The sequence below is a fragment of the Bradyrhizobium genomosp. III genome (genome assembly GCF_000261705.1).
Classification (GTDB): Bacteria; Pseudomonadota; Alphaproteobacteria; order Rhizobiales; family Xanthobacteraceae; genus Bradyrhizobium; species Bradyrhizobium ottawaense.
In genome coordinates this window covers 16,408-42,346 of sequence record NZ_AJQF01000400.1, presented here as the reverse complement: position 1 = coordinate 42,346, position 25,939 = coordinate 16,408, and the positions used below count along the sequence as shown (strand labels likewise).

Annotated in this window: 10 protein-coding genes; 3 read left to right on the top strand and 7 right to left on the bottom strand. The window is 57.9% G+C overall.

Annotation, left to right across the window (positions count from 1 at the left end; genetic code table 11):
* Positions 1–42: 42 nt before the first annotated feature.
* Positions 43–975, bottom strand: a complete 933-nt coding sequence (locus IC66_RS0132485; RefSeq protein ID WP_038950456.1) for a hypothetical protein — start codon at positions 973–975, stop codon at positions 43–45.
* 167 nt (positions 976–1,142) lie between these two features.
* On the opposite strand from IC66_RS0132485, the gene IC66_RS0132480 reads away from it, so the two are divergent.
* Positions 1,143–2,912 (top strand): tetratricopeptide repeat protein, encoded by a 1,770-nt coding sequence (locus IC66_RS0132480; RefSeq protein WP_038950455.1) that lies wholly within the window; start codon positions 1,143–1,145, stop codon positions 2,910–2,912.
* A gap of 47 nt (positions 2,913–2,959) precedes the next feature.
* On the top strand, positions 2,960–7,459 hold the full coding sequence (locus IC66_RS0132475) for a hypothetical protein (RefSeq protein WP_049806699.1): 4,500 nt from the start codon (positions 2,960–2,962) through the stop codon (positions 7,457–7,459).
* 109 nt (positions 7,460–7,568) lie between these two features.
* Here the strand turns inward: IC66_RS0132475 and IC66_RS0132470 are convergent, their stop codons facing one another.
* From IC66_RS0132470 to zorA, 6 genes are all read right to left on the bottom strand, one after another.
* Positions 7,569–13,676 carry a DEAD/DEAH box helicase gene (locus IC66_RS0132470; protein ID WP_038950453.1) on the bottom strand — a complete coding sequence of 2,036 codons (6,108 nt, stop codon included), beginning with the start codon at positions 13,674–13,676 and terminating at the stop codon, positions 7,569–7,571.
* A gap of 18 nt (positions 13,677–13,694) precedes the next feature.
* Positions 13,695–17,156 (bottom strand): STY4851/ECs_5259 family protein, encoded by a 3,462-nt coding sequence (locus IC66_RS0132465; RefSeq protein ID WP_038950452.1) that lies wholly within the window; start codon positions 17,154–17,156, stop codon positions 13,695–13,697.
* Positions 17,157–17,199: 43 nt separating this feature from the next.
* Positions 17,200–20,103, bottom strand: a complete 2,904-nt coding sequence (locus IC66_RS43800) for a DEAD/DEAH box helicase (protein ID WP_083859364.1) — start codon at positions 20,101–20,103, stop codon at positions 17,200–17,202.
* Complete coding sequence (locus IC66_RS43795) at positions 20,103–21,539, bottom strand: EH signature domain-containing protein (RefSeq protein WP_083859363.1); 1,437 nt, start codon at positions 21,537–21,539, stop codon at positions 20,103–20,105. The genes IC66_RS43800 and IC66_RS43795 overlap by 1 nt, the downstream gene beginning before the upstream one ends.
* The gene (locus IC66_RS0132455) at positions 21,536–22,543 is read right to left on the bottom strand and encodes a hypothetical protein (protein WP_038950450.1); all 1,008 of its coding nucleotides are present in this window, start codon (positions 22,541–22,543) and stop codon (positions 21,536–21,538) included. The genes IC66_RS43795 and IC66_RS0132455 overlap by 4 nt, the downstream gene beginning before the upstream one ends.
* A gap of 64 nt (positions 22,544–22,607) precedes the next feature.
* Positions 22,608–24,629 carry an anti-phage ZorAB system protein ZorA gene (gene zorA / locus IC66_RS0132450; RefSeq protein WP_038950449.1) on the bottom strand — a complete coding sequence of 674 codons (2,022 nt, stop codon included), beginning with the start codon at positions 24,627–24,629 and terminating at the stop codon, positions 22,608–22,610.
* 73 nt (positions 24,630–24,702) lie between these two features.
* Between zorA and IC66_RS0132445 the strand changes: the two genes are divergently transcribed.
* Positions 24,703–25,758: a hypothetical protein gene (locus IC66_RS0132445; protein WP_038950448.1), complete on the top strand. Its 1,056-nt coding sequence runs from the start codon at positions 24,703–24,705 to the stop codon at positions 25,756–25,758.
* Positions 25,759–25,939: the final 181 nt, after the last annotated feature.

Sequence of the window (25,939 nt, the reverse complement as noted above, 5' to 3'; positions counted from 1 at the left end):
GGCGGACAGTGCAAACCGTCCGCCGCGATGATTGAGACGCGCTTAACCCGTTGGACGAAGCTGAGGACTCGATGACAGAGTGCTAAGTACGATCGGCACAATGGTCTTGACTAGACCGCCAAGGTCGAAACCCTGCGGCTGAAGCACGCTAGCTGATTGAGTTCTCATCTGCGGGCTCGCCGACAGCGTGCTCAACACAATCGGAACTACGGTCCGAACCAGGTCGCCCAGATCAAATCCCTGTGGCTGCACCGTTCCGGGTGCGGCCGAGAACGGGTTGATGCTAATTCCCCCGCCAATACTGAATTGCGGGGCAAGCTGAGGATTCGACGACAGTGTGCTGAGTACGATCGGCACAATGGTCTTGATCAAATTGCCGAGGTCGACGCCTTGCGGCTGTAGCGCGCCCGCTGATTGGGTCGACAGCTGCGGACTCGCGGACAGAGCGTTTAGCAGCGGCGGTAAGATCACCTTGATCAATTCGCCGATGTCGAGGTCTTGAGGCTTTAGTTGCGTCGGCGCGGCGGAAAACGGATTGATTTTGATTGAACCGCCAATGCTGAATTGAGGCGCAAGCTGAGGATTCGATGACAATGTGCTGAGTACGATCGGCACGATGGTCTTGACCAGATCACCGAGATCGAGCCCCTGCGGCTGCACGCCCGCCGATTGCGTCTTCATCTGCGGGGTTGTGGACAGCGTGTTGAGCACAATCGGCACAACGGTCCGGACAAAATCGTCCAAATCAAATCCTTGAGGCTGCATCGTACCGGGTGTCGCCGAAAATGGGTTGATGCCAATTCCACCGCCAATGCTGAATTGCGGAGCAAGCTGCGGGTTCGACGAAAGCGTGCTGAGCACAACCGGAACGACTGTCTTTACGAGTTCTGCCCAATCTACCCCTTGGGGCCGCACGAACCCGCGGTCGATGCCGTTCTGTTGGCTGCCTTGCACATCATTGAATGCCGAAATCATGACTGTCCTCCTGGTTGGCACGAAGCTGACTTTCTTGGCTTCGGCACGATCGATATTGCAAACGCTCGGTCCGCAATTCGCGAACAAAGGGTTCAGGTCGCGTGAAAAAGCCGTGATTTAGGTGTGAAAAATGATATGCTCGCCTAGGACGCGAGGGCGAATGCACTATGGTGGGCAGCGCAGGACAACAACGGTTCACGCTCGGTCTGTTGGGGCCCTTTCGGCTTCTGTCACCCGGCGGTGAGCGCATAGAAATCCCCAGCAAGAGGGGAGTCGCGGTGATTGCAATGCTCGCCCTGGCAAGGGATGGAGAACGAACGCGCGGCTGGTTGCAGGACAAGCTGTGGGGAAGGCGTCAGCATGCCGAAGCGCGCGGAAGTCTGCGCCGGGAGCTTTCGAATTTGCGGACGCATCTTAACCAAGGATCCGCACCGCTACTAGTTTGCGAACGCGATCGGGTAAAGCTCCGCCTCGAACTGATCGAAGTTGATGTCCGCGTTACCCGCGACAACTGTCAGGCCGGAGATTTTCTTGAAGGGCTGGACATCGCGGGAGAGGATGGATTCGAGGAATGGCTCCGCGAGCAACGAAGCGCCCTCGTCGGCAGCAAAAGAATAGCGACTTCACAAAGCTCGACACCGGGTGCACGGACCTTTGCTGTTGACCAGCGGACCACCGACCCGGTGCTTAACCACTTTGTAGATACCTCGCATTCCCCCTTCGGTTCTAACGGCAGCCCGGCTCTTGCTGTCATGTCGTTTGAGAATATGACCGGCAAAAGCGAACTCGACTACGTCGCCGAAGGTATCAGCGAAGAACTAATCAACGGCCTGTCCCGCATTCGCTGGTTGCCCGTCATTGGGCGTAGCTCAAGTTTTTCGTTTCCCGGCAACGCCGATCGAACGATGGTCGGCAGGAGTCTCGGCGCGAAGTACCTCCTCGAGGGTCGTTTGCGTGAGGAGAAGGGGACCTTCTGGATCAACGCCAGCTTGGTTGTAGCCGAGAGCGGACACACGGTTTGGTCCCAGCGATTTGTTTTACCCTCGCTTACCGCGACGAGTTCATTTCAAGAGCTCGCCATAGAACTGGTTGCGCATCTCGAAACCCGAATCGACCATGCCGAACAACTCCGGACGCGGGGCAAACGGCAAGACAGCCTCACCGTCAGCGATCTGATCTGGCGCGGCCGATGGTATCTTAACCAGCTCTCCCGCGAGGGAGCGGAGCAGGCTCAGAGACTTTTCGCTGAAGCTCTCACGTTGGATCCCGAGTCCTCCGAAGCGCTCATTCAGGCAACGTTCTGCCTGAGCTGGTCGATATGGGCGGGTCGCCAATCGACCGCGAAGATACTGGAGATGCGGAAACTCGCCCAACGAGCCATTCTTGCCGACTGCGACGACGGTCGCGGGCATATGCTGGCGGGGATGGCCGAGATGTGGTTGCGAAAACCCTTTCCGGCCGAGGAATTGCTGCGCAAGGCAATTGATCTTAATCCCAGCCTTGCCTTGGCTCATGCCGAACTTGGAAGTTGCCGAACTCTGTCAGGTAGACCGGACCTGGCCATTCCGGAGCTGGCTATGGCGATGCGGCTCAGCCCGAACGATCTGCATATTTTCTATCCGTTGGGCGAAATGGCGATGGCCCATTGCATGCGGGGCGAGTGGAAGCAAGCGACGGAATTCGCCGAACGGGCCCTGATCCGGCGGCCAGGCTACTGGTACGCGCAAATGATAAGGATCACTGCCCTGCGCGAGGGGGGCAACCACGAAGAGGCCCGACAGGCATTCACTGAATTGATGCTCGCGAAACCGGACTTTTCTCGGCGCCATATTGAGTGGCTGCCCTTCATCGACCGAAAATGGACGGAGTATTTCATTGGTGCCCTAACTGCGGCCGGTAAAGGCCTTGCATCTCTTGAGCGCTTTACCTTGGCCTAATCGTCGTCTGTTTTTCAACTCAATTCACACAACCGGCGTATGAACCAATGCCCAAGTTAAAATACTTTGAAAAAATTGACGCCAGAAAGAAGAGAGACAGCCAACAACAATATCTGGTCCCCGACTTCGACATCGACGAATTTGCATCGAACGGACTCTTAACGCGAGTCGGATCATGGCTGTTCGAGGCAGCGATGCTGACGGCATTTTTTGTCTTCAGGATCTTCTGGCCCAACCCACAGTTCGGCCGTCTTGTCCTGGTGACGCGCGACCGAGACGTCAGACAGATTCTTACTGAGAATCAGTTCTTCAAGGTTCCCTTCGAAAAAGAGATGGAGGAAATGGCGGCCGACTGCGGGTCCGTTCTGGGATTGGACGGCGAAATCCAAGAAGAATGGCACGCCATCATCGAAAAAGTCGTCCTGAAGAGTGATATCGACCGGATCCGGGCCCTGACGAAGGACGTAGCAAAGAGACAAGTTGAAACGAGCGGCGGCCAGCTCGACGTGATGAAGGACTTCATCACCCGCGTGGCGACCGAGGTTTGCATCGAATATCTTGGCCTTGACGTCGATGATCCCGATCTGTTTGCGGGCTACACGATATCGATCTCGATGTTGCTCTTCGCCGATCCCTTCGGGAACGAGCGCACCTACCAACTTGCCCGCCGCGCTGCCTTCAACGTGAGGCGCATCGTCGACCGCTCGATCGCGCAAGCACATGCCGGGACGAAGAGCAACTCCTGCATCGTGGCGAGACTGGTGGCGCTTCAAAACTCAGACCCGCGTGTCACGGATGGTATGATCCGTGCCAACTTGATGGGCCTAGCCACGGGTCTTGTCCCGACAATCACCTTGGCGGCAGGAAAGGTCTTCGAGGAATTGTTGCGCCGTCCATCCGCGATGGCCGGGGCTACGGAACGAGCCCGATCGGGCGATAGCGCCGGGCTACGGAAGTACCTGCTGGAAGCAGCGCGACTCAACCCGGCCCTTTCACCCGGACAATGGCGATATGCCGCAAAATCGAGAGTCATTGCACCCGGCACCCTGAGAGCGAAGTACGTGGCCGGGGGCTCAATATTGTTAGTCGCAACCGCCTCTGCCCTTCGCGACTGGCGTCGATTTCCATTTCCAGGGCGGTTCTCGCCTGATCGAAAACATGCGCCCGACCTGATCTTCGGCTTTGGCACGCACCAGTGCCTGGGGGAATATGTCGCGCTCGCGCAAATGGAAGAAATGTTTGGAGTTCTGCTGCCGCAAACAAGATTGCGACGTGTCGCTGGACCGGCCGGACGATTGACCTCCGTCGGTCCCTTTCCACGGCGTCTCGATATCGAATTCGAAACCGAGTTATCACCTGCGCGTCAGAGTATGTTAGTATTTTGCGCACCCGTCCCCAAGGCCAACGTCGCCAACCTAACGACGCTTGTGACCGCGCTCGGGAATCCGGCTTGCAATGACGTCGCTAGGACATTGAAAGACACAAAGATAGTGCACTTCGCTTCCATGTCGGTCATCGATGCGGGAAGTGACGATGCGTCGGCGCCACATCTTATCTTCGAGCTAAACGTTGATGGAAGTGGCTCGTATGCAATTGAGACCATTGCAAGCGAGGCACAAGCTTGGCTTCGTCCGATTTTCGATTGCACGACTGACGGAGCATCCCTTTCGCTGGCGGACGCGCTCAAAAAACGTGCTCTCGACCTGGAGACCGTGCCTTGGGGATCGACAGGGCTGAACTTCAACGGGACCCCTGAATTTCCTATAAGCGACATTGCACGACAGGCCGAGCTAGCCTCCTTTGCTCGCGCGGCGCTGAAGCATTACGAGGAAAATCACTTCGGCCTTGGCAGCCGCGCGACGGTGGCCCTCGATTACGTTCGTAAATTCATTCAGCAGGACGAACGTTTCGTCGCCTATACTAGCAATGCAATGGCACCCGTGGAGGATCGGCAGCGCGTCAAGAAGCTACTAGATGACGGGCGTGGATTTGCGGGCTTTCTGATGCGGCCCAGCCGCCGACGCTTGAAGATTTCCGAATGGTCTGAGCGCACGGATTGGGATGCCCTGGTCAGCTTCTTATCGTCACGCTCCGTGAAGCCGCTCGCGACGGCGCTGGCAGCTATCTTCCTCAGCAGTTCTTTGCTGATTTACCTTTGCATCGATACGATCACGTCGCTGATGGGGCGCGTGGCGCTGGCACTGCAGTATGGCCTAATCGCCACTGCTATCGTTGTCGGCACAACGATCGTCGCGTTTTTGGCTCTTCTGCGCTGGAACGAGATGTGTGATGTGCCGGAAGATCGCGAGGCAAGCTTGACGGTCGCGGAACAGGCACTGCAGGCTGAGAACCATCCTGGGTACGTACAGAACCATTTTACAGCCGTCACGCAGTTGAAGAGCGGTTGGTTCAGAAAGCTGACCTTGGCGGCAGCACTGTGGTCAATCAAACAGCTGGTGGTCCACTGGTACCGCCCCGGATTCGTGTTGAACATGGGTACCATTCATTATGCCAAATGGTTTCGTGTACCGAACAGCGAGAAACTTGTTTTTCTTTCGAACTTTGACGGCAGCTGGGAAAGCTACCTTGAGGACTTCGTGATGAAAGCGCATGCCGGGCAATCGGCCGCGTGGAGCAACGGCTTGGGATTTCCGCGAACCCGATTTTTGATTTACGGCGGCGCACAAGACGGCGATCGTTTCAAACGCTGGGTCCGAAGACAACAGGTGCCTTCACAGTTTTGGTATTGCCGCTTTCCTCAGCTCACCACGGATCAAATTCGCAACAACGCCATGATCCACGACGGCCTGATGCGAGCTAGAACCGAAACGGCAGCGCGCGCCTGGCTCGACTGTTTCGGATCAATGCCCCGGCCTGACTACTCCATCGAGACCGACGAGGTGCAATCAATCGTCTTTCGTGGATTGCCGGAGCTGCCTTATGCGGCTTGCGCCATACTCCAACTGCCACCGAATGCCGAGGATGGCGCGTGCTGGCTGGGCAGCGTTATGCAAGATGTTCGTTTCTCGCCCCAATCCAGCGATAGCGCTCCCGCGCAACAAATGGCGCCGCTAGCATTTGGCGACAGATTCCATGACTCTGCGACATTTATCGGATTTTCGGCCGCGGGCCTTATCAAGCTTGGTATCCCCACATCGGACGACATCGACGGCATGTCGACGTTTCCCTCTGCATTTCGCACCGGCATGACGCGTCGAGACAAGATCCTGGGGGATTTCGGACCGTCGGCGCCGAAAGAATGGCTCTGGGCCGATAGAGATCGCGATACAAATGGTGGGATAGCGGCTGGCGCGGATGCGGTCCTACTTGTTTATGCAAAAAGCCCGCAGGAATGTGACGATCTCCTTGAGCGCCATACGCAAGGGCTGGGAGGGCGCGCCGCTGCATTTCTTCACGAAATCGCCATGAGTCCCGCGATCGGTGGAAAGTTAGACACCAATCATTTCGGCTTTCGCGATGGAATTTCGCAGCCAGTGATCAAAGGAACGGAACGCTTCAACGCCGCAACCCCGTCCCGCGACATTGTCGAACCCGGTGAATTCATTCTAGGCTATCGCAACAATCAAGGTTTCTTTCCACCAACGCCAACCGTAAGTCCGGAATCCGATATTGAAAAAACGTTGTCCCCTGTTCCGGCGGGAGCCTATTCACGCTTTCCGGGATTTGCTTCGGCGCCGCCGAATACGCGGGACTTCGGCCGCAACGGCACCTTCCTGGTGATCAGGCAACTGGTTCAGCACGTCGAAGAATTCGAGAAGCTTACTCAAAGCAAAGCTGAGGATCTTCAGCGTTGCATTGGTTCGTCGACGATAGGCAACGAACAAATTACCGCGGATTGGATCGCCGCAAAAATGATGGGACGAAGGCGCGACGGAACTCCGCTGATACCAGGCGCTTCATCACCAGACTACAACGATTTCAGCTATGGTCTGGACGACCCGCAGGGATTATCATGTCCGTTCGGAGCACATATCAGGCGCGCCAATCCGCGCGACAGTCTTCAACCCCTGGATCCCTCCCAGGAGAAGATAACCAATCGTCATCGATTGATGCGGCGGGGACGGTCTTACATTAAACGCAAGACCGCAGAAGGCGCTGTCGACGAAAAGGGCCTCTTGTTTATGTGTCTTTGCGCAGATATCGAACGTCAATTCGAATTTGTGCAACAATCGTGGATCGGATCGCCGGTATTTCATGGATTGAATCAAGAACCGGATCCAATTGCCGCGTCGTGGATGAGCACACCGCAATCCCTTGGATCGGATCTGAGTTCGGCTTCGGAGATGTGTCCTCTGACGTCTAATGGATCGAATCGGAAACCGGATTCAATTGCGACCTCGACACCGCGGGAAGCAGGTCGGGGTTTTACGATACCCACCATCTCCGGCTCCGTCGTTCTCGAAAACATGGAAAGCGTTGTAACCACCATGGGGGGTGGCTATTTCTTCCTTCCAAGCCTTTCGGCAATGCGGTATCTCGTAGGTCTAAGTGCCACTTCCCCACACCGCCGACATTCCGAGAATTAGTAACTCCGTTTGAGCGACAAAAAGATCGGCTTGCTTAGAGTGGAAATCTTTAATCCCTTGTCCTGAGATCATGAAGTTTCTGCGCCGACCCCGTCGCCTTAGCTCGATCTCAGGCGGTTGTCGCGACCAAATAGGTCTTACCGATCCCCCGGCGTTGAAGAACTGCGTTGATGGTTGCGAGCCTTTTTGCCTGAATGGCCATGTCGGCTTGGAAATCGTACCGGACAGAAACATTTCGCGGCGGCGCCCAAGCGCCGAACCCTTGGTCCAGCACGATCGCAGCTCGGCTTCCATCCTTAAAGTCTATACTGAGATAGCGGCCATGCGGCACATCCTTGTGGAGCACGGAAACGCGAACGCTGCTCTGATTTCCGAACTGTTCGATTACCTCTTTCTGATCAGCCGCCTCCAGCCAATCATGCCCGATCTGCCAAGGCTGGCCGCGCTGGTTGCTCCGCGGTGGACGGGTCTCGACCATTAAGGCCGCATCTTGCGCACCCGATTGTAAGAAGACCTGGCTTATCGTGTCGATCAGCAGTCGTGCCACGAGCGGCGATGAAACATAGGGGTCTTGGTAGGACGCTTTCATGATACCGGCTCCCGGCCAGCGACCACACTTCGTCAGTAGCTCGATTATGATCTTGGACGCGCGGGCGCCGAAGGTAACGAGGTCGCAGTCAAGTTCGGAACCGATCTGGATGAGTTGAGCATCCGGAGGCGGAAGCAGCCGGTCGAGGTCGACCCGAATGAATTGCTGTGCAACCCGCGCTCTTCCCCGGACTACCGGATAGCTGGTTGGCCGTCCCCACCCACGCCCGGGAAATCGCGGCTCTACCTCGCGCGACGCCCAGGTGTGGCAACTATCGTTTTCCCCAGCGACCGTCGCCAGCGCACATGCGCCGTTCCCGAAAACTGGCGCCTCCGCCGCCACAAGATCGATACTGTGCTGTAGAGAGAAATCGCGAACAGCGAGCTTCTCCGCAGGACTCAGCTTCTCCATCTGGGCCGGGGCGATGGCCAGTCTCACCTGATGCCCGCGCATCGCCCAGTGAAGAAGTTGCGCCGCAAGCGGCCATTCCTGCGCAGCTGCAGGCGAGCTCCGATCGGGCAGAAAGACAGTCAAGCTGGAACGGGCCGAGCGGCGAAGTTCGCGGTCTATCTCATCCAGCGGAGCAAGAGACAATTCCGCGCCATCGGTAAAACAGTCGTCGCGGCCGACCTCCTCGGGGAAGACCAGATGCGCGCGCAGAAAATCAAGCGCAGCCGTTCGATCAAGATCGTTGTTTCCGTCAGGAGCATCCGAGGTAAGCACGCATGCTGCGCAGGCCTTCTCACAGCCCGGAGTCTCGCAATCAAGAATCTGCTCCGCGCGGCCGATTACCGGCCGCAGCAGATGCTCGAACGACACGGCGAAGCCGGCGCCACCTGCCGCTCGGTCGAACAGGAAAAGGGAAACGGTTAGCGCGCCGAGCGCATTGCGGCTTTGGCCGACGGCAAAGCCCATCTCGTCAGCCTCGATGCCGAGTTCTTGCGCGAGCGCCTCGCGCAGTGCGATAACCAACGCGTGGGCGCCCGCGCGTCCAAGCCTGTGTTGCAACTGAAGCTCGAAGACATCGGTGGTGATCTCGAAGCCGAGCGAGATGTTTCGCTTTATGCTAAAAGGTTTGTCGTTACCCGGACACAAGTCTTGGCCTTTCCGATAACGGAGCGGCTTGTGGTCCACGAGCGCCGGCGGTGGCGCCGCCAGCCCCCGATTGTCCGTATCGGCTTCTGCCCGTCCGCATTGCAGACATACCGCATAGCCGAAGCCGCTTGGCCCGCCGCGGTTTGAATAGTAGACGAGGCCTTCCCGGCTGCAGCGGTAACGCCCCAATTCGGGAGCCGGCAAGCTCCGCCACGTTGCGCCACGCGCCGAGACGACCGGATCTTCCGGCGGAACATAGGAAAGTGTCTCTGTCTCGGCATGCGCGCGCTCCCGCGGGTCAACGGAAAAGCCGGCCGGGCGCAGGAACTCGACGCTGTCCGGCTGCTCCGAGCCGCAGACGCGGCAAAAGTCGGGGCCACCGCTGCGTCTAGTATCGGTCGCGCCGCATTCCGCGCAACGCCAGAAATGACGCAAGCTTTGGATCTCAGCCAGATTCTCCTCGCTCGCCGGGCGTTTCCAATTCAGCGTCACGCCAGCGCACTTGTGGACGAGGCCGTCGAGGACGACCTCAGATCCCGGGGCATAGTCGCGGATGGCAAGATCGAGCGACCGTTGGGGGCCGACCGTCCGAAATTGGCGCACGCCGTCCTGAGCCGTATCTTGAGCGGATTTGAACTCTTTGCCCGGTAAGAAAGTAACCACATCGGTGGGGAAACCGTGACCAGGGAGAAAACCCCGGTCAGCAAAACTGCCCAATAAGAACTCCCCGCACATCCGCCGGAGTTCGACTGCCATCCGGGATTTGCCCGCCTCTTGTAGTCCCTCATCCTTCGCAAGGGCCAACACCCCCTCCCATTCGGCGACAAAGCCGTTCGCGAGCCCAAGGATCGAATTCCTTGCATCCTCGACCAGCGTCTGATCGCCCTCCAGGATCGAACGCTGTGTCAGCAGCTGCAGACTTTCCGTATGGTCCGCCAGTGTTGCTGGCCTCTCAAGCCATTCGATGAAAGCCTCAACTGGCCGATCCGCCTTAAGTGGACGGGGCTCGCTCGGATCGGCGGGACAGCCGAGGAAAGCTCCGATCTGCATCTTGAGCACGTCACCCGCGCGTTCGTGCATGAAGCTACCGAGTAGGAAGGCGTTGACGTGGCGCTGCACGATCGGGCGGCTGCTCAGTGTAACCTTCGGAGCGGCGAGCGTTCGCAAGAGGAAACCTTGCGGATCGCGGAATGCCTCGCGGTCGAGCGGTCGGTCCTTGCAGAAGGTAAAAGCCAGAGCCACCGCCTGACCTCGTCGGCCCGCGCGGCCGACGCGCTGCCGATAGTTGGCGATCGACGGCGGCACATTGGTCATCATTACCGACGACACCGAACCGATATCCACGCCCATCTCCATGGTGGTCGAGCAGCTGAGAATGTTGATCCTGCCGGCCTTGAACTCCCGCTCGTAACGACGCAGTCGACCACTCTCCTGCTGCGCCGAATGCTCGGCTGACCGCGCATAGTCAGCGAAAAGGGCGATACGGTCGGAGATATTTGTCCAGGCCCCTTTGGCCCTTAGACTAGCAATGTTGGTCTCCGTTTCGATCCAGTCGCGCGTGACTTCCCGCGCCGCTTCTACATCTTGAAGTCCCAGCATTGGCGCCGGATGCCGCGGCATAGCGACGGGAATGGAGCGCCGACGCACGTCCGCTTTTTCCTCAAGCCCGTAGGGTGTGAGGCTGAAAGGGGAGCAATCGAGAATCCGCCGAGTAACTGGGCAGTAGAACGCGTTGACGATGGGTGCGATGAACGTCTTAGAAAAATCGAAGACGCGCCTTTCTGGATCAGCGGAAAAGGTCGGCTGAACGTGCGTCCAAGCTGTGTGCAGGTACTCATCGAGCTCAGACCTGTCCGCCGCGTCGTCAAGGTTGAGTCCGAGGCCCTGAACAAGGAGGGCTCCAGGCCGCGATCGCGGCTGGGCACGGAAATATCCGTTCGGCCAAGCGCGAAGTCTCTTGTCGCCATCAGTCTGGGCGTCCGGACCAACCAGCGATGTCAATTTCGCCTTCGAGGATACCCAATGCTGCATTTGCCAGGAAATGGAGATGGCCCCGTTGGCCCGCACGTACCAGGTCAACACGGCGTCAACATAGGCACGCCAATCCTCGATCGTCCTTCCCCTACCCCGGAAACCATTAGGAAGCTGGGCTTCGGTGAGTCGATCAATCGAAGGGTTTCGCAGGCGAGCGATACCCAGTGTTTCGACGGAATTCGCACGTCTCGGCCGGCGAGCAAACTCCCGAAGCAGAAGGAATTCGGCGATCTTGGACGCGTCTGCGAATAGTTGCTCATCGCGCGCCTGCCAAACACCTTTGATCCACTCGGAGGTCTCGACCCGCTCAGCCAGACGGCTCACCAACTCAAGCCACGTGATACCCTCCGTATTCCCCGACGCGAGGGTTGCCAGCTTGCGCCGTTTCTCGGCGAGCACACCTTCCAACGCCGGCAGCCGGGTTGCTGCAAGGGCCGCTTCCAACTGCTCGATCTCGGTTTTCGTTTTCGCAAGTTCTTCATCGGAACCTGGAGCGGGACGCATTGAAGCCTGGACCTGATGATAGACAAAGGAGCGCAAGAAATTGCGCTCCGATTCGATCTGCAGCTTAGCCGCCATGCGGGCTGTGCCCTGGCGGCTGTCAGCGAAGGAGAGCAGCCGGCGGCCCCCGGAAGGCAGCTTCTCGCCCGCCTCCACTTTCGCGGGTTCCACGCCCTCAAGGAGAACCGGCGCAGCGTTGCCAAGGATGAATGGCGCGCCAAACCGAAGTGGTCTGATCAATTCGGAAATGCGCCCCTCCGGACTGCAGTGCGGGCAGGCGCGCGAACCGTTGTGCTCCTCGCAGAGAAAGGAGACAATACCGTCGGCTGGCCCGTCGACAACCCGCCATTCGTTCTTACGGTCAAGCCAGAACCCGCGGGCGGTTCCGGTCGGATTTGCCGCGAATAGACGATCTTGAACGAGGACCACTTCCTCTTCTTGCACCGCCTCGCCCTCGGCGTCATCCGCTCCGTCGGCGCCGTTCTCGCGCGCGCTGTCGAAAGCGAACTCGTCGCGCGGCGGATTGCGCAAGGGCGCCGACAGTCGCGGACCTGTCTCGATCCCTTCCAAATAGGCTTCGCCGCATTCGGTACAGCTGACGACCTCCAATACTGGCGCGCCGCAGGACGGGCACCGGTCAGCGCGTTCGGAAAGGACGCGCCCAAACTGCCAGTCCGAAGGACTTGCCGCGCATTCCGGGTTGATACAGCTCCATATGCCAGCAACGGCACGCTCGAATGCATGAAGGCGGATCGGCGCAAGGCGCTCTTCCTCTTGGTCAGCCGTCTTCTGTGCCGCGCGCGACATCGCGAAGACGAGGTCCGGCGCACTGATGCCATAAATGCGCGCGCCCTCCTCGAAATCGGCAAGCGGCACGCTCCCGTGGAACAATCTCTCCACGAGTCGCCAGATCTTCGGATCTCGGCCAAGAAGGTCATAAAGTCGGGCCGGGTCAGCGCTGCGAATGTCCTCGGAGGACCCGCTAGACTGCCCCTCCGGACGACGTGGCATCCGGCGTCGGCCCTCGATCACGTGTACCCGGCTGTCCGGGATGCCGGCGACATCGGCCAAGAAGCTCTGCAGCTGCTGACCTACGTTCCCACCCGACCCGATCGTCGCAGAAGTCGCCACAAACCGGACCTCCTCCGGGTTGACAGCAAAGGCGAGCAGCACACGCCGCAAGAGTAGCGCAATCTCGGCCGCCGCCGCACCAACCAGCGAATGTGCCTCGTCGAGGACGATCCATTTGAGCTTGCCACTGGACGCGTTGATGATCGGCTGATCCTCGGCGCGGACTAGCATGTATTCAAGCATGGTGATGTTTGTGACGAGGAGCGGCGGCGGACTCGCGCGCAGTTGCGCCCGATCGATGACCTGTTCCGGCGTGCGCCGGCGCTCGGACTCCTTAACTGCTGGCGGCAGGTCGCCATTGTAAAGGCTGTAGCGAAGCTTTCCGCCAAAGGGCTTCGTCCAGGCTGAGAGTCGTTCGCGCTGGCTCTCGATGAGCGCGTTGAGGGGGTAAAGCATGATTGCCTGCACCCCTTCGAGAGCCGCGCGTTGCCCATGTGCTTGAGCGGCCAGATCGCTTAGGATCGGAAAGAGGAAGCATTCGGTCTTGCCTGAACCAGTTCCGGAGGTCACCAGCACAGATTGGGGCTCTCGCTCTGCAAGCAGCCGCCAGGTATCTGCCTGATGGCGGAATGGTTTGCGGCTACGCGGGAAGCGATACTCATGGTCGTCGCCGAGTTTATCCAAAGCCGTCACCAGATCGGGGTGCAGCAGGGGCCCCGCCAGCGCTGCCATCGTGTCGTCGGCTGTGACGAATGGGTGAGCACCTTCGAGCACGGGTTCCTGCAGCAACGCGCCGTTCGACGGATTATTGCCGCCCAGTAGCTCGCGCAAATGCGTCCGTAGCCCTTCATGCGACAGCCCCGACTGCGCAATGACAGCCTCCGCCGTGCGGCGTTTCACCTCGTTCAAAACATCAAAAGGCGTCATATCACTCGCAGCCTCACTTCAAGCAGAACCATAGAACTTCAGAAGATGACACCACGCAGCCGCAACATAAACCGGGTCCTCCCGGAGCGCGCGACGTGCGAGCAGCGCCAGATCGCGTTCGAGTACCAGTTTTTTTTGAGCGCTCGCGGCGAGCAGGACGGGTGCAAAAAGGCCGGCAAAGTCGGTATGCGATTTCGTTTCAATTTCCGCTGGAAGTTTCAGACCGACCGAAGTGAGGCGGGTCGCGAGATCGTTCGGCGTCTCACCGCCACGGTGATACTGACCCGCGATATAGCCGCTTGTCAGATCCCGAAGCGAGGGTATGGCGGTTGCACGCATGGCAGGCAGCCCGACAAGGCCGAAGGTCGTTTCGAGTGCCGGCTCCAGTGCGATCAACTCGTCTCGGATGCCAGCGAGTCGCGCCAGTGCCTCACTGGCGGCCTTTTCCTTCCCGAAGACGTTTTCGAGCGCACCTATAACGGCCGCATAGTCACTCTGCAGGGCAATCTCCCACGCGGACAGCGGCAGCGCCAGCCAAAGGAACGGCAACTCATTTTGCAATGACCAGATGGCACCGCGTTCACCTGCATCGCGGGCGCTGAGCAGGAGGCGGACCAGGACTTGCGGGCTTGACGGCAGCTGCTTCAGTGCGTCGAAAGCGCTTGCCGGAAGACCGTTCAGATTGGTGGCGGCGTCGAGCAACCAGTTGAGATCGCCGTTTTGGCCTTCGCCTCGCCCCAGTTTGACGAGCGCTCTCGCGATTTCGCGCTGGCGCGCTTCGTGCTCCGAAATAACCAGCGCTGAAACGAGATCCCCGGCATAGGTGGCAGGAGCGCTCTGCTGCAAAACGGGAACTGGTCGAGAAACAACGTCCACGCTGTCCCGCAGATAGACAAGGCAAAGGCCCTTGCAGCGCTCCGGGATTCGCCAGAGCCCGTGTGCTTCTGGCTCCAGCGCGTGCTCGTGCCGCGGATCAAGAACCATTCTCACCACGGGAGAGGCGCCAGACGATTCTGACTGGGTGGACCAGCGCACCATGCCGAGATCGATTGTGAGCTTATCATGGCGATAGCGGCTGATATGAATGGGGCGTCGCGTGTCGCCGATAAAATCAAACTCTACTACATCGTCTTGGTTTGGCAGGGTTGCGAGCGTTTCGTCGATGGCGCTTCGCAGGATTCCGAGCGGGAGTTCGCCATCTACGACCACGTTTAGCCCGCCCGACCTCGAGCCTTTCACTCCCAGATGAACGTACGTTCTACGAGGCGATGCAGCGACCGCGCCTCGCAACGCACCGACATCGAGCTGAGCACCGGGCGCGAGAATCGAACCGTTCGCCAGCGCGACCACGGCATCACGGCCGACTAATGGAATTATAACGTCGAAGGGCTGCCCCGCCGGAGGGCGGAGACTCATTGGAAGGCGATAGACCGGACGGCCCGTGAATCGAACCGAGAGAGTATCGGTGTCCGCCAAATCGACCGAGCAGGAGCTCTCGCGGACCGACGCGGACCATCCGGGCAGCCCTTCAAGGCGGATTTTTCCACTGAGCGCGTCATTCATCGTTCCACTGACGCGCGCGCCGTTCGGCACAAGCGCGAGCAGGCGCTTTTCGATCTGAACATTGACTGCCGGGTCGCGCCACGAAAGCTCGATCAGGCCGGCGCCACTTAGAGACCCGGAGAACGGGCTCCATTTTCCTCCCGGGCGGCGAACAAATAGCTCGCCAATGCTTGGGACCCGTGCCTGCTTTCCAGCCTCCCGGATCAGCGGCCGGACAGGTGCTCCAACCAACTCCCACCGCTCGTCGGCCAGAACAATGCCCGCGTCTAGCATACTCCCGAACTCAAGTTCCCGCTCACGCCCATCCGCGTCGGGTTCGACTTTGAAGCGGACCGAGTCAGCTTCGCGGCTACGGAAGTAGGCGGCCTCGGCCAGTCGGACAAGTTTCCGGGCAAGGCCGGGAAGGCTCTCAATCTCGACGATAGCGCTCTCCGTTGTGGGTTCGACCGTCCAATCGTCCGGAACAAGCGCGTAAAGGGTCTTGGCTGGAGAACTCACTGACCCCGCCCGAAGGAAACGGAGCAGCGGCTCCTTCGGTGTCGAGCCCTCGTCTTGCTGAAAGACGAGCACGTCCGATCGCAGGGCTTCTCCACGGGGCCACGTCCAAGGAAGGGGAACGCCGTCCGGAGAGGTGAGTGTCGTAGTGACCGGCGAAGTGAAACGAAAATCAGTCAGCAGCTTAGAGGTTCGCATGAATGGCCGCACGCGCCAGTGCCGTTGCTCGCCGATTGGAGCTTCGAGCAGAGCCAAGTCGCCGGTCAGGTGATTGGCTAGTTCACCGGTCGGAATCGCGCGAGCCCGCCCCAGGGCCGACAACCCGGGCAGTTTCGAAGCCGGAATTTCGCCGTCGGCAAGCAATTGCGCGGCTGGCAGCCATTGACCGTTTCTGTTTACCAGATATCGCCTAGCCTCTACCCCCACAGTGGACAAACCGGTCAACTTCTCGTCGAGCAGTCCGGTCAGCAGTTCCGTGACGAGGGCTTCATCCTCGGCCGGCACATAGATCGGCAGTTCGTCTTGCCAGCCCGGATGTTTGGCATCGAGCAACGCCGAGTTGCGGATTCCGTTGGCGCTCTCGGCCTCGGCTTTTCGCCGCAGATGGAGGAGACTCTCGACTAGTTCAGAGCACAACGCGACAAAATCGTCATGTTGATAGCTCTTGCGCATCCGTCCGCGTTCTTCCTCCGCGATGGCAAGTATTTCGTCCCGTGCGTCGACCCGCCAGGCGATCGCCCGGCGCATGACAGAGCACAGATAGTCCTTCAACCAACCGCGCGCGCCTTCCGCCAAGATTCGGACCGGAAAGCCACCTTCGAGCGCTAACGTCAAAAGGAACTCCCGGGCATTCGCGCTCCTCCGGAGTGCGCGGCCCCAGTAGTTTAAGCCCAAGAGGGTCAACTGCCGTTTGCTTGAATAGGGGACCGAGGGGAAAAGGTCGGGAGCAAGATCGTCCCACCTAAGAAACGTCGAGGCCGACTCGCGCCTGAACCATTCGGCGCCAAAGGATACGAAGATCGCGCTTGCGTGACGATCTGGATCAGCGAAACGACCCGACCCGACCAGACGGCGCAAGATCGTCTTCGCCTGTTCGTACTCAGCGTCTACCATCCGATAGCGGTAGAGTGGGCGTCCATCCGGACGCATAAGGTTCCTCGCGGTTAGAAAAACACGCAGCCAATCGCTAATGGGGCTCGACTGCTGCCCAACGCTGCTCTCGCCCGGCACCGCCGGACGCGGAACCGCGCGGCGGGCCTTAACAACCTCGATTTGCAGATCGATGGCTTCGTCGCTGTCTCTCTGCTTAAGCACCTCGTTTAGCGCGTCGAGAAACAGTGGATCGTCACGTCTTTGCTGAAAAATTTCAGCGAGCTGCCCGTCATCCAAGCGGGAAAGATCATTGAACTCTTCCTCCAACATCCCAGCCTCTCAATTTTCCGAAGAAGAGTGCATAGGCATGCTGCTAATTGACAGTCGCCTGGAAAAGCTCGTTCCGATCGGCATCCGTGGCGTTTGGCGGCAGGAGTGCATCCCTCATTAAGCGACGCTTCCGCTCCAAAAGCGCATGTAAGTTCTGATCGAACGAAGCCCTGCCCTGCGGCAATAACGAAATAGGAACGTGAACCTCTACATCGCGCGTTTGACCAATACGCACAACTCGACCGGTGCATTGGTCTTCTACCGCCGGATTCCACCACCGAGACAAGTGAATTACGTGATTGGCGTGGGTAAGCGTCAACCCTACCCCGCCGGCACGCGGCGAAAGGATCATCGCGTCGAACTCTTCCGGGCCAACCTGGAAACGATCAACTCGCGCCTGCCGAGTGGCGCCAGCGACGCTACCGTTGATAATCATCGGCGGAGCAGCCATGCCGTATCGCCGCTGGACAATCCCCGCTATGCGGGCCTGTAGATCTAGGTCGTCCAAAAACACCAATACCCGCTCGCGACGCGAAGCAATCGAATCGAGCGCATCGAATGCGATTCGCATTCTTGCGGAAGCGGCGATGAAGTCGCTATCCGACATCAACGCATTTCCGTCCGGATGAAGCGATATGGCCCTCATACGCTGAAGTATCTCTAGAACCGCTCCAGGTTTGTTAATTTTGCGTGCATCTTCGAGAGTCGCTTCGTATTGAACTAATTGCGCGCCAGACATGACCGCCTCGGACACTCGTTGTACCGGTCGCGGCAAATCGCTCAGCTTATCTTCCTTGAGACGACGCAGCAAAAGGGGCGCCCTGCCGCCATGCCAAACATCAAGGGATGATTTTAAGAGCCGGAGGCGCTCGAGATCAGGATCTTTCTCATACGACGCACTAAAGGTCTTCAGGTCACCTAGGCACGCTGGGTGGACAGCGTCAGTAATGCACCAGAGATCAGCCAAACGGTTTTCGACTGGTGTTCCAGTCATGGCAAGCCGGAACTCTGCGTTCATAGCTTTCGCAGCGTCCGTGACTCGAACTCCGGGCGTTTTTATCTTTTGAGCTTCGTCTAATAGCAATACCGAAAATCGCACTTGGCCGAAATCCCGATCGTAGTCTCGCAGTGTTTCATAGGTTGTGAGCACCCAATCAGCTTTTCGAAGCGCTTCTAGATCGACGCTAGGACGCCCGTCAGATGAAACCTTGCGGATACCCGCAAGCGCTCGTCCGTAGGCTTGAACACAATGACCAAGACCAGGCGCCGAAAGGTGACGATCGTGTTCCGCTCGCCAGTTCTCAAGAAGTCCCGTAGGCGCCACGACCAGCATCGGCGCACACTCAATGGCACCCGATGCCATCCCATCACGCAACCAAGCGAGAAACGCTAGACTCTGAAAGGTTTTTCCAAGGCCCATATCGTCTGCGAGAAGAACTCCCGGACGACCCGAGGCCCACGCCTTCTGAAGCCAGTCAAGGCCTTCAACTTGATGATGCTTAAGTCGTGAGGCAAGGCCGGACGGCAATCCGGGAGGAGGAGCAGACCTTTTTGCAAAATTACCTTCAACCTGGATCTCTTGCTCGTTCGGCTTGATAACTAGAGCTTCTTTGTCGGGACCTGGCTTGGCAGCCTTTCCCGAAGTTGAGATAACATCATTTGGCGGATCAAGCGACGATCGAGCCTTCTTTAGACCTTCCAGCGCTGCAAGCGCTTCGTAGGAAGCGGGGACATCGATCGTTCGTCCCTCAATATCGATCGATACGTTCTTCTGATCTGCACCGATGGCATTCTCGATACGCGTCTTCAGCTGATCGGCTTGGTCCTCCGATAGAGCAATAGTCTCTGCGCCGATGATTATCCCCGCTGCGTTCTCTGAAGCGTTCTGCCGCTGTGTACCTCCAACGCGATCGATTTCAGGGCCGAACCAATTGGTTGTTCCTAACTTTATCCAAGGAAGAACACGAGGCTGCCATAGCCCCAATCCAATGACTCTTTCTGAATAGCTCGAAGTCTCACGGAATACCGATTCAATAAGCGTCTCGTCAGTATCCATCCCCCACGCGTCACGCAGAAATGCCCGAGGAGACGCTAGAAGGGCTCGCTTTGTCGCGATTGGCGAAGATTGGACCCTTCGGACTTCCGCAAGCGCCTTCCGCAGCGGGGGGGAGAGAACAAGGTATTTGCCGTTGCCCAGCGCGTAAACCGGTCGAGCTGTTCCAAATCGATTGAACTGATCTCGGCCAAAAGCAACTTGCTCGTCAGCCGACAAAAGCAAATCCTCGGGATTTCCGCCCGCTCGATGAAGGATGGGCTCGAGCTTAGCGTCGTTTCCGCTGCCTACCAAATCCAATGAAAATGCGTCTGCAACCGCGATGGTAATTTCGCCGATAAGTCCAGTCGTCTCGACCGACGCCGATGAAATAGCTGCGGGAAGGACCTCGCGTAGCGAGGCGATCGCCTTAAGGCGCTCTCCTAAATCGTCATCAGGGAGCCCATTCAGGCGATCCACCCCTTCAGCAATTTCAAATAGCACATCGGGTAGACGATGCCAGTCATTGCCGATCCGTAGCCAAGCACCCGTTCGTTTGGCGCCTATTATTGGCTGCCGACCTCCACGTCGCCAACTCAGCTTGATGCGAAATTCCGGACGGGCAATTATCCCTATCGTTTCAAGGTGAGCGGCCACATCAGAAATCGGCGGCAGCCCTAAACTCTTGGCTTCGCGAACCGACAGAGATGAAGTCGCGCGGTGCTCAATAAAGACTGTGTCGTCTTCCGATATCGCAGCGCCAGTAGCAATGAGACGCTGAGCTAGGTCGACGCCAGGCAATAGAGACGCGGGTGCTTCGATCGACCATGAATCCGTGGGAAGAATACCGCCAGGACTGCCCATGCGGAGTTCAGTCGCTGCGGGTGTCACCTGATAATCGAAGCGGTAGCTCATCAGGGCCGCCAGTCGATCGGGGCAAGCACTATCTGTGCTCGCCGCGCAAGGAGTTCAGCGGCACTCCCCTGCCAAAGATTACGGTCAGATCCTACGTGACTGAGACCCATGCCGTCAGCCGAACCGTTCGAGCCAAACCTAGCATTAGGTGGGAAAGGAAGGCATTTCCCGGTCAATTCAGCCCGCGTGTATCTCGCGCGTCCTAGAAGGGGCGCATTCGACCAATCCGCCGGCCAAGCGCGCAGCTTTCCGTTATGACTCCATTCGCAAAATACTAGATTCTTCACTCGCAACAGCAGTACGGCCTGATCGCCGCTCGCTCCATCCAGGCGAGCATACGCTCGTTTCAGATCCTCGAGTGCGCGAGCAGAAGCGTGGATCCGACTTCCTAACGCAAGCCAGGCCTCGACGGTCGAGTCTTTCTCTAGGCACGCGGACCAGAACGCTTCTCGATATCGCCAATGAGTATCCAATGCGTGATCAGAGATAAGGCTAAAAAATGCCCTTAGGGACGCGCGAGTGAGCCACCGGCGCATTAGATTGATCGCTGGCTCCCCTGCTTCCTGCCAGCGCTGCGGCTTCAAGCGAGGATCATCGAGATGCTCTAGCAAAAAGTCTTGGATCTGAGATCGAATTGATTCTTCTGGTTCTCTTTCTGACTCTAGCCAAGGCCGTAACAAGCCCCGCACCATTGCACCGCGAGATTTTGGCTCCGCAAAGCGAAGGGCCCCTTCTGACGCCAGAAACGCCAAGGTACGCTTCAGAGATCGATTAGCATCCGGTCTGGTCAGAAAGCTTGATGCCTTCGTAACTACCTCGTGCTGCACGGTGCGCATATAATTTCCGGCTGCGCGCAACGGATCGTGAAAACCGGCCGCGGACAATTCTGCATCGACCGTTTCTGAACTTGATATTAGCCGGTTAGCGAGCTTTTGCGGCCCTTCATCAGCATCAAATATCTCGAATCTTCGATCGGCGTCTCGCCAAAATTGCAAACGCGCGGCCGGCCGCAAAATCAATAGCTGTCGTATCGCCATTCCGGTGCGCTTAACACTAGGATGCTCACGCCCGAACGCCCTAAGCCACGCCTCAATCAAAGCGCGCGCCGTCGCATTTGATCTGTAGGCCTGCGCCCAGACTGCTTCTAGTAAGCCAGGAAGATCTGCAAGAGGCTCCTTTTCAGTCCAAAGGAGCCACACCGAAGTACGCAAATCACTCTGCAGAAATTGACTTGCGCCTCCGGAAGAGGCGTTGACAAGGCGACTGCGAACGATATCCAAAACCGCATCCGCTGGGAGTGCGATCACGGAATCAGACGCTTTAAGTGCTTCAACCGCTTTTGCGCTCTCCGATTTTGCCGGAAGCCTTGAAGAGGCTCGCGGAAGAAGCTTCGCGAACGCGTTCAGCCTATCGATAGCCTGCAAAGCGTGTGTCATTGGCCGCTCAACGCTTGTTGAATCTGCTCGCGTAGCCGCATCAATTCGTCAGAGGTGCGGGAAGAAAGGACGAACCGAAGATCGATGCGGCGATTTTTTTTGAATTCGGCCTGCGATGATCCCAAAGCATCTGGCAGCGGGCGACGTTGCCCATAGCCCGAAAAGCCCAACAGCGGCTGTTTGTCAGAATTTCGTAGGGTATCCAATGATGGCTGAGCCTGCCTAAGCTCCTTAAATACATTCAGAGCTCTATCCGTCGACAATCTATCGTTTCGGAGTTCGGAATCTTTCGCAACGACGACTCGAGCCGGCGGCGGCACCGGCGTAGCGGGGAGCGAGCCCCCAGTCGGGGCTGGTATAGCGGATGTGGGAACAGTACTTTTGTATGCCTGTCGATCCGTGTGTCCTTCCACCAAGACAGTCTCTAGGATTGGCGCTACGGAGTTGCCGCATCCTGAGGCATCTCCCCCATGAACGTAGCAGGGTAAGGTGCTCGCCAATACCGCTGCAAGCGTTTGCAACTTCGGCAAGTTTTCCTTTTCGATTGTTGAATCTCCCGTCCTAAAAAGAAGATCTTCTGGAAGGCGCAGAATGCCAGAGGTCGGGTCAATCGAAACCGAAACTCCTCTATTACTAAGAGACTGCTGCAGTGAGACCAGCAATTGGCCGCGAGCTGCCTCGCGATCTTTTATGTCCTTCTCCAGTTGCGCAACAGCATCAAATAACAAAGATCTGAATCTGGCGTTTTCGGCTTTGCTGGCTGCGGCGAGTGCTGCTTCGCGACGCGCGTTCTGTTCGGCCTCATTGGCGCGATTCTTCTCCGCCGTCGCGCGTTTCTCCGCCTCAATAAGATCGACCAGTTTAGCTTTTTGTTCTTGTTCAGCGTCTCGGAAGTTTAATGCAAAGACAGTTAGCAAGAGCAGGAAGATAAAAAGGATGCCCACCATCATGTCGCTGACGGACGCGAAATAGCCTTCTCCGCCGCCTTCGTCGGCTGTATCCATCACCGCCACTTGAATGCTCCAAACTCTGCCACTCGAGCCTCAACCACGCCAGGACCGAGCATAATCAGGCCCTCAATCTGCTGCCGATGGGATCGAAGTCTTCCAGCGTGTCCTGCAGGCCCTTCACCAGATTTCCAAGTTGAGTTGCTGCCTTTGCAAGGTTTTCGTCGGTTCCAATCACAAATTCCTGGACCTCACGCGTGAAACCCTGCAGCCCATTTTGTAAAGCAACGAGTGTCTTCGAGAGTTCTTGATCAACGCCTTCAAACCGCTGAGCCGCGGCCGCCAAACCTTCAATGAGGCGCCCGGCGGCCGCGTGCGTGGCATCGAGTCTTTGGGCTACGCCCGCAATTTGATCCACCGACCTACCGATAATTTGCGCGACCTGGTTCAACGGCTCAGCAGCACTCTTCGCGGCTTCCCCCGCGAGTTTCATCTCGTTTGCTGTCGCGGCCAACGGAGTTACGGCCTCTTGCGTCGCGCGCTGCAGATCGGTCATTTTGCCGACCATGGCGTCAGTGGCCGCGCTAATTTCAGAGACACGGCTCGCCAGACTTTCTGACGCGCTCACGATGCGGAGAGCCGATTGCTCGGCCTCTCGCTCCCACGTCTTGCTTGTGTTGGTAGCGGCATCGCCAAGCTCGCCAGCGACCCTTGAAGCGGTCGACTCGAACGTAGCCGCAGCGGCTCCAATACGCTCTGCCAAAGCGGTCAATGCCTCCGTGCCTGTCGCTCGGCTATTCTCAGCGAGCAAGCGCAGTTCATCGACAACTGCTTCAAGCTGCGTGGCGAGTCGCGCCGAACTTTGTGTTGCCTGTTCCCCGATATTCGCTTCCATCCCTACGGCAGCGGCAGTTAGGCTCTCGGAAACATCTCGAGCCGCCTGCTCGAACATTTTAGCGGCTGCTTCGATTCGTTCCGACATATCGCGGCCGGCATTTGCCCCTGCCGCACTCGTTTGATCGACGATATTCCTTAGTCCATCGGCTAGTCCGCCAATCTGGTCCGTAATCCGCGAAAGCGCGGCTTCAGCACCGTCGCCCATACGACTAGCCATCGCATCGGCGGATTGCGCCATTCGCACGGCGGCGTCTCCAAGGCCCGATTGAAGACCTTCGAGCCGTGAGCTTAGACCACCGAGGCTTTCTGCAACCTCTTGCATCCGATCGCCGGTTCCGCCTTGGAGGCGTTGAACGAATGTGTCCAGCATTGCTTTCAGCGCGTCTTCATTTTTCGAGCCTACGCTGTCCGCAAGACGTTGCATGGCGCTTGTCAGGGGCGCGATGTGCTCGCCCAACCGATCATTGAACGCTCTATCAAAAGCTGCGCCCAAGTTGACGGCGAGATCGGTCGAGAAAGTCTCTAATTGGGTCGACTGGCGCTTGAGAAGCTCGTTGGCTTCTTGCTGTAGCGCGGCGGGAGTTAGGAGAGGAACCCTCGTTTCGAGGACCGTCAAAAATCCGTCGATCGCTCGTTCAATTCGCTTCAAACAGCCCTTGCGAAATAATGCGTACCAAATAGAGAGCAGCAACCCGATGAGTGACGTGATGAACTTGAACGAGGCTGTATCGAGTAGGACCTTCAAGGCACTATTTCTACCTGCCTGATCTTCCCCTCCGATAATCCCCCCCGCCGTCCCAAGCGCAGCAGCCAAGCCGAGAAACGTGAATAGCAGGCCAGCTCCAACCAAAAGATTTGGAAGCGCCGCATGATATCTTGCATCGACTCCAATAGCTGGAACCCGCAAAAGACTTGCGTCGAACCAGGCCGCTGCACGCGTAGTGGCGCGTATTGGCCGAGTACTTTCCGAAGGCAAAATGAGAGACTCAGTGTACTCGCGCCAGCGAGAGCCCAGAACCGAATCGACGGCAATCTTAGGCGAGATAACCTCATAGTTTTCAGCGAACTCTATAGGTGTTACGGTCTCTTCGATCGCGCTTCTTGCAGCGCCAAGCGCCCCAATCAATCGCTTCGTACCGCGCGAAAGCGACACGCCCGATGCGAGGGCCCACAGGACCAACACTATCGCGACGCCGAAGACCGTCTCCTTATGGGAGATGAATTCGGCAGCAACTTGCATTTCCATAGTTGATCTAGCCCCCCGGCTACCCTACGTCCCTGGCATTTCCAGAAACGTGTGCTATTTTAACAGTACAATCATGATGATAGCAATTTTTAATGGCGACCAGCTGTTTGAGACGAGGTCTTGCGAGCTCGTCTTGCTGCCTGGCGGGCGCCAGGGAGCCATCTGGCGTGGTCTAGCCTATCCGCTCTGTCCTCCTGACCATCGCATCGAGATGGGCAGCGAAGCGTTCGCGCCAAGCGATTGCGTTCTGAGCGGGGCAAGGCCAACAGCTCGGACAGACTTCGCCATTATCGAGGGCGTGGACGAAGCCTACGTGCTCGTGTCAGGCAGCGTCACGGACTGCGAAGAAGCAGCGAACCGCCTCAGGGCTTCCGGCTATGAGATCATTAGGACTGGACGATACCTTGGCGATCCTGTGGAGGAATTCGAAGCAGATTGGTTTGTTCGCATCGTTCGACCTAGGGGGGCGAACGACTCGCTATCAACAGTTCTCAGAAATGTCCTCAGCGATCAAGCTACGGAACGAGATAGCCATAAGACCTTAGGCGAATATCGCGCCCAACTCATCGCCACGGAACTCGCTTCTGCCAAAGCCCGCGAAGCAGCTCTGCGCGTCGAGATCGCACGACTGAAACTAGAGTCGACGAACGCGGCCGACACGCAGGTTCAGATCGAGGAACTAAGGCTAGCTGTCGATCTGGAACGCGAGGCCAGGCAACAGGCCGATTTGGCAGCAGCTGAGGCACAAGAGCTGCTCAACGCAGGCCGCCAAGATCGGCCACCGCCGCGCGTCGGCAAGATCAGGGACGAGATCGAAGTTGTCCTTGCCGCACTCATTCCGGAGGTGCGTCTGATGCGGGACAGTTTAAATGTAGTCGCAGCCGAATTCTCCAATCGGCGAGCTCTTTACCGTGGCCTTGCAGAATTGCGCACCATAAATGGGCGCTTCCCTCCGACTTGGAAGAAGCTCAAAGGGCTCGAGCACTGGTGGGAGCGCCACATGAGCGACGGCCAAGATGATGCGGGCAGGATCTACGTTCGTTTCTCAAATGCTGATCGAGTTTGGGACGTCCTGATCTCTCATAAGAGCGAACAGACTCGAGACGTCACATGGCTTGCTCGACAGTAGGGCGCAATATCAAGCTTGCCACGCAACAGATAAGAGGGACTTCCCTTGGTGACCAGTGTCCGATTTTTGCACTCACAGCCCCAGCGCGACATTGCTGCCCTGCTAAGCTCACTGGTAGCCCGTTGCCGCAGCGTCTCCATTGTCGCGGGCTTTGTGACCCCGGACGGTATAGAAGCGCTAA

Excerpts from the sequence above, each read along its gene's own strand:
- IC66_RS0132445 (WP_038950448.1), top strand. The coding sequence starts at position 24,703 with ATGATGATAGCAATTTTTAATGGCGACCAGCTGTTTGAGACGAGGTCT.
- IC66_RS0132455 (WP_038950450.1), bottom strand. The coding sequence starts at position 22,543 with ATGGATACAGCCGACGAAGGCGGCGGAGAAGGCTATTTCGCGTCCGTC.
- IC66_RS43795 (WP_083859363.1), bottom strand. The coding sequence starts at position 21,539 with ATGACACACGCTTTGCAGGCTATCGATAGGCTGAACGCGTTCGCGAAG.
- IC66_RS0132470 (WP_038950453.1), bottom strand. The coding sequence starts at position 13,676 with ATGACGCCTTTTGATGTTTTGAACGAGGTGAAACGCCGCACGGCGGAG.
- IC66_RS0132475 (WP_049806699.1), top strand. The coding sequence starts at position 2,960 with ATGCCCAAGTTAAAATACTTTGAAAAAATTGACGCCAGAAAGAAGAGA.
- IC66_RS0132485 (WP_038950456.1), bottom strand. The coding sequence starts at position 975 with ATGATTTCGGCATTCAATGATGTGCAAGGCAGCCAACAGAACGGCATC.
- IC66_RS0132480 (WP_038950455.1), top strand. The coding sequence starts at position 1,143 with ATGGTGGGCAGCGCAGGACAACAACGGTTCACGCTCGGTCTGTTGGGG.
- zorA (WP_038950449.1), bottom strand. The coding sequence starts at position 24,629 with ATGGAAATGCAAGTTGCTGCCGAATTCATCTCCCATAAGGAGACGGTC.
- IC66_RS43800 (WP_083859364.1), bottom strand. The coding sequence starts at position 20,103 with ATGAGCTACCGCTTCGATTATCAGGTGACACCCGCAGCGACTGAACTC.
- IC66_RS0132465 (WP_038950452.1), bottom strand. The coding sequence starts at position 17,156 with ATGTTGGAGGAAGAGTTCAATGATCTTTCCCGCTTGGATGACGGGCAG.